Below are 4,879 nucleotides of genomic sequence, written 5' to 3'. Positions count from 1 at the left end.
TGGTCTTGGGGTTCAGGCCGAGGCCATCGGCAAGGTGCTGAACGTCATTGCCGACATTGCCGATCAGACCAACCTGCTGGCCCTTAATGCGGCCATCGAGGCCGCGCGTGCTGGCGATGCCGGCCGCGGCTTTGCCGTGGTGGCCGACGAGGTGCGCAAATTGGCCGAAAAAACCATGACTGCCACCAGGGAAGTGGGTGAGGCCATCGGCGGCATACAGGCAGGCACTACGCACACCATTGATGTTGTTACCCGCACGGTTTCACGCATTCAGGGCGCTGGCGAACTGGCCGACCGCTCCGGTGCGGCCCTGGCGGAGATTGTGTCAATGGTCGACCTGACCACAGATCAGGTGCGCGCCATTGCCGCAGCCTCGGAAGAGCAGTCTGTCGCCAGTGCGGAAATCAACCGCAGCCTTGACGAAGTGGACAGGATATCGGGCGAAAACGCCTCGTTCATGCACCAGTCCGCAGATTCCATCACGGAGCTGTCGCGTCAGGCCAGCGTGCTTCAGGAGCTTATCAGCCAGATGAAGCAGGGCGGCGGCGCGTAAGGGCGCTTCGCCACAGCACATCTGTCTTTATCCCCCGTCTTTTACGGCAGCCGCAAAGGCCGCCAGAAAAGGCGGGGGATTGTCGTTTACCGCTATTCCGTCCTGCCTGCCCGGGGCTGTGCGCTTGCGGTGCGCGTGCAGTTGTCATAAAGCCTTGGAAGGAGAATTTATGGGCAATCATACCGAACAATGGGGCCGCCTGCTGGCTCCATACCGCAGAACGCGGCAGGACAAGAGCCTTGCCGCCCTTGACGTGGTGCGCAATCCCTTTGTGCAGGACTATGACCGCATCATTTTTTCCAGTTCTTTCCGCAGGCTTGCCAAAAAAACGCAAGTACACCCCCTGGTGCGCAATGACCATATCCATACCCGCCTTACCCACTCGCTGGAGGTAAGCTGCGTGGGCCGTTCTCTGGCCCTGCTGGCGGGGCAGGGGCTGGCCGAAATGGGGCATCTGCCGCAAGGCTGGACCCCCGAGCATCTCGGCCAGATCATACAGACGGCCTGCCTGGCCCACGATATCGGCAATCCGCCCTTCGGGCATGCCGGGGAAGAGGGCATTCGCGACTGGTTCAAGGATACGGGGCATACCGAACACTACTTCAAGGATCTGCGGCCCACCGAACGGGCGGACTTTGAGATCTTTGACGGCAACGCCCAGGGATTCCGGGTGGTTAATACGCTTGAAAACAACAAGGATTCCGGCGGGCTGCGCCTGACGTTTCCCGTGCTGGCAAGCCTTGTAAAATATCCTTGTTCCGCTCACGAGGCTCTGGGCCGGGGCAGCGGCAAGTTCAACTATTACACGGCGGAAAAGGAGATTTTTGAGGACATCTTCAGCACTCTGGGGCTGATGCACGACGGCCGCGCGCGACGCCACCCCCTTTCTTACCTGCTGGAAGCGGCGGACGACATCTGCTATCGCATCATTGATATGGAAGATGCGCGCGAACTGCGCATCATCACCTATCAGGATATCAAGGATGTCATGGCTCCCCTGCTGAGCGAGAGCGATATGGACGAGGGACGCCTGGCGAATATGGATTCGGACCGGCGGCGCTCGGGCATGCTGCGCACCAAGGCCATGAGCCGCATCATCCCCTCTGTGGCGCAGACTTTTCTTGATAATTATGAAGACATCATGCATGGCGCGCTGTCGGGCGACCTGCTCAAGCATGCCCGTCAGGACGTGGCGGACTTTATGGCGGCAGCCAAGACGGTGTTTAACTGCAAGATCATGAACAATCCGCAAAAAACAGCCCTGGAAATAGGCACGTACACCCTGTACAAGCGGCTGCTGGACGTGTTTATTCCCGCCTGCTTCAACTTCAGCAAAAATAACGCCATGTCGTATCAGGAAAAACGCGCCCTGACCCTTATGGGAACCAATGCCCCTTCCGAGGGGGAGTGCCTGTATACGGCTTATCTGCGCGTGCTGGATTTTGTTTCCGGCATGACGGACGACTATGCCACGTTTATTTCACAGCAGTTTTCGGGTACGGCCGCCAGCTAGGGCGGTCTGACATTCGGGATGTTTAACTGATCTGTGCGGATTTTTTTCTGAAAATTTGCGCCGCGCAATGCAGGCAGGCTTTTGCCTGCCTTCTCGCATTTCGAGGCAAGGATTTTCAAGAAAATCCTTGCAGAGGAGTTAACTCATTTCATTTGTTAACTCCTCTAGAGCAATTTCACTTTGAAATTGCTCGGACGACTGCGTGAGCAGACGTTCGCTACGGAGGCGTAAGCGCAGTTTATCTGCGCGGTTAAACGCCGAAGTGAGCGTGCCTTAAACTTTGAGAATGTATATTCTCAAAGTTAATCTGCTCTAGATGCGGACCGGCCCTTTTTACCCCGGTTGAGCACCATAGTGCTCTTCGGGCTAAAAAGGGCCGGATTTCTTGTTTTCGGGCGAGAATATCGGCTATTAAGCAGGTTTTGACGATTTTACCGTTGAACGTATATGCCTTTTACGTTTTTATGCCATTCCTACCAGTGCTTTGCCCTATTTTGCGCCAAAGGCCCAAGAGCGGCCCCTTTTTGAAATTGTCTGACGGCTGCGCGCGTAAGCGCAATCTATCTATACAGTTACGCATCGTAATGGGCGCGCTTACGCCTTGTAATGCATATTCCCAAACCAGTCTGCTTTAAAGGGCAATGCAGCGTTCCCGGACGGGCATGGACGGCGGCAGCGCAGTGGAAGGCAATGCCTGGGCCAGCCGGTTCCAGTTGCGGGCCTTGGCCAGTGCATCCAGGGCCAGATTGCGCAGGATCAGGTAGCTTTCAGCCAGGTCATGCCGGTCCGTGTCAAGAATGTGGTCTGCCTGAAGCGGCTCGTCAAACCTGTCGGTGAGGCCGCTCAGGCCCGGCACATGGCTTTGTCCGGCCTTGGCGTACAAGCCTCTTGTGTCGCGGTTGACCAGGGTCTGCAGGGAGCAGCGCACCCATATCTCATGGTACAGGGGCAGATTTTCGCGGTTTTTCTGGCGCATGCCGCTGTAGGGCGTTGTGGCTGCCACAATGCAGACACGCCCCTGGGCGTGGCATTGCATGGCCTGATCGCGCAGGGCGTTCACCGCAGTGATGCGTTCGTGGGGTGCGGAGCCGGCAAGGCCCGCCTGACGGCAAAAATGGTTTTCGTCAACAAACTCGGTCTCCAGGCCCTGTCCTTCAAGAAACAGGCGTACAAGAGATCCAAGGGTGGTTTTGCCGCTGCCGGAAAGCCCCAGCAGCCAGATCACGGGCGTCATGCGTACCTCGCTTGTTTGCGCGTTGCATTGGCGCGGCCAGGCCGCGCGGGAACACCCGGAAAATGCAATAATCCGGCCATGCTGGATAAATCTTTTTATTACATGTGGATGCGTGATTGGTGATGTGGGATGAAAGCTTTTTTTGACGCTCAACGACGGGCAAAAGAAGGAGAAGCGGCAAAAATATCCTTCAGCAACGAAAAAAGGGAGTCAGCATGCTGACTCCCTTTAAACATTCTGGCGGAGCGGAAGGGACTCGAACCCTCGGCCTCCGGCGTGACAGGCCGGCGTTATAACCGTCTTAACTACCGCTCCGGATTTTGGTGGTGGGCAGTACAGGACTTGAACCTGTGGCCCCCGCCGTGTGAAGGCGGTGCTCTACCAGCTGAGCTAACTGCCCTCCCGGAGACACGTTTCTATGCAAAACCTACCGAAGAGTCAAGCGAAAAATATGAAGTAAAAAATTTTTTACAGGAGTAAAAAATTAATATGCTGATTTTATTATATAATTTTTATTCCCCATAAATCCGGCACATTGATTGTCTTGCGCCGTGCCGGGTGGAGTGCTAGACCTCCTGTAGCACCCCGCTCGGCGTCAGCCGGATCTGCGGCAGCCATAACAGCAGTTTTGCGGCCCTGAAATGGGGTGACAGCAGCTTTTTTAGAGGCAATGTAATGAAACCCTTATGGATACGCCTTTGGGCGGTATTTTTTTTCGGGCTGGCCGTAAGTGTTGCTCAGGGCGTTCAGGCCCGGGTGGTGGACGGCAGCAGCATCATGGATCAGCACATGCGCGAAAATCTCTGCGCGCTGACGTTTGATGATGGCCCTTCTACCAATACTCCCCAGTTGCTGGACATGCTGAGTGAATACGGCATTCCGGCCACGTTTTTTCTTTTGGGCAAACAGGCGGAGCGGCATCCTGACCTTGTGCGGCGCATTCTGGCCGAGGGCCATGAGGTGGGCAACCACTCCTATTCACATCCCAACCTGCGCATGCTCTCTCCTGAAAGGAAGATGCAGGAAATCGGGCAGACCGATGCCATTCTGCGCTCTCTTGGGGCCAGCCCCGCATTTTTGCGCCCCCCCTACGGGGCCTATGACAATCAGACTGTGGCCGTGGCCGAAAGCCTGGGCCTGGGCATCATGCTCTGGTCCCTGGACAGCCGCGACTGGAAAAGCCTGCCCGCCAACTACGCCGCCCTGCGCAGCACGCGCGGCACGGTATACGATACAGGCACCCTGCGCGGCATTTTTTTGTTTCACGATACGCACAAGCGCACTGTGGAAGATCTGCCGCGCATCATTCGTGACCTGCGCGCCGGGGGCTGCCAGCGTTTTGTGACTGTGAGCGACTATCTTGACGGTCTGCTTGATCCGGAGCCGGGCATCCTGATGACCCGCCGCGCCACAGACAGTTCTCAGCCCATTGTGGCAGACAAAAAGCCCGGTCGTCTCAAAGAGCAGTTCCAGGAGATGCCGCCCGAAAGCTACCCCGCCGGCACGGCAGCCTTGCCTTTGGCGCGCACAAGCCGTCCCTGGCAGTCCGACAGCGATGCGGCTACGGCCGGAAAGCAAC

At 56.9% G+C, this 4,879-nt stretch carries 4 protein-coding genes and 2 tRNA genes; 3 read left to right on the top strand and 3 right to left on the bottom strand.

Annotated features, from left to right (window positions below):
• On the top strand, positions 1-553 hold a 553-nt coding region (locus V6C16_RS08025; protein ID WP_333542982.1), incomplete at its 5' end, for a methyl-accepting chemotaxis protein.
• A 169-nt stretch (positions 554-722) separates the two neighbouring features.
• Positions 723-2,066: a deoxyguanosinetriphosphate triphosphohydrolase gene (locus V6C16_RS08020; protein WP_333536099.1), complete on the top strand. Its 1,344-nt coding sequence runs from the start codon at positions 723-725 to the stop codon at positions 2,064-2,066.
• A 631-nt stretch (positions 2,067-2,697) separates the two neighbouring features.
• Here V6C16_RS08020 and V6C16_RS08015 read toward each other — a convergent pair.
• The 3 genes from V6C16_RS08015 to V6C16_RS08005 form a co-directional block, all read right to left on the bottom strand.
• On the bottom strand, positions 2,698-3,300 hold the full coding sequence (locus tag V6C16_RS08015) for an adenylyl-sulfate kinase (protein ID WP_333536101.1): 603 nt from the start codon (positions 3,298-3,300) through the stop codon (positions 2,698-2,700).
• Positions 3,301-3,538: 238 nt separating this feature from the next.
• Positions 3,539-3,615 (bottom strand) — tRNA-Asp (locus V6C16_RS08010).
• A 9-nt stretch (positions 3,616-3,624) separates the two neighbouring features.
• Positions 3,625-3,700: transfer RNA gene (locus V6C16_RS08005), tRNA-Val, on the bottom strand.
• A 275-nt stretch (positions 3,701-3,975) separates the two neighbouring features.
• Between V6C16_RS08005 and V6C16_RS08000 the strand changes: the two genes are divergently transcribed.
• Positions 3,976-4,879, top strand: a 904-nt coding sequence (locus tag V6C16_RS08000; RefSeq protein WP_333542981.1) for a polysaccharide deacetylase family protein, incomplete at its 3' end; no start/stop codon positions are given.

Source organism: Desulfovibrio sp. 1188_IL3213, assembly GCF_036763145.1.
GTDB lineage: Bacteria > Desulfobacterota > Desulfovibrionia > Desulfovibrionales > Desulfovibrionaceae > Desulfovibrio.
This window is presented reverse-complemented; position numbering and strand designations above follow the sequence as displayed.

What these genes read in the sequence shown, in the direction of transcription:
- V6C16_RS08020 (WP_333536099.1), top strand. Translation starts at nt 723, where the DNA reads ATGGGCAATCATACCGAACAATGGGGCCGCCTGCTGGCTCCATACCGC.
- V6C16_RS08015 (WP_333536101.1), bottom strand. Translation starts at nt 3,300, where the DNA reads ATGACGCCCGTGATCTGGCTGCTGGGGCTTTCCGGCAGCGGCAAAACC.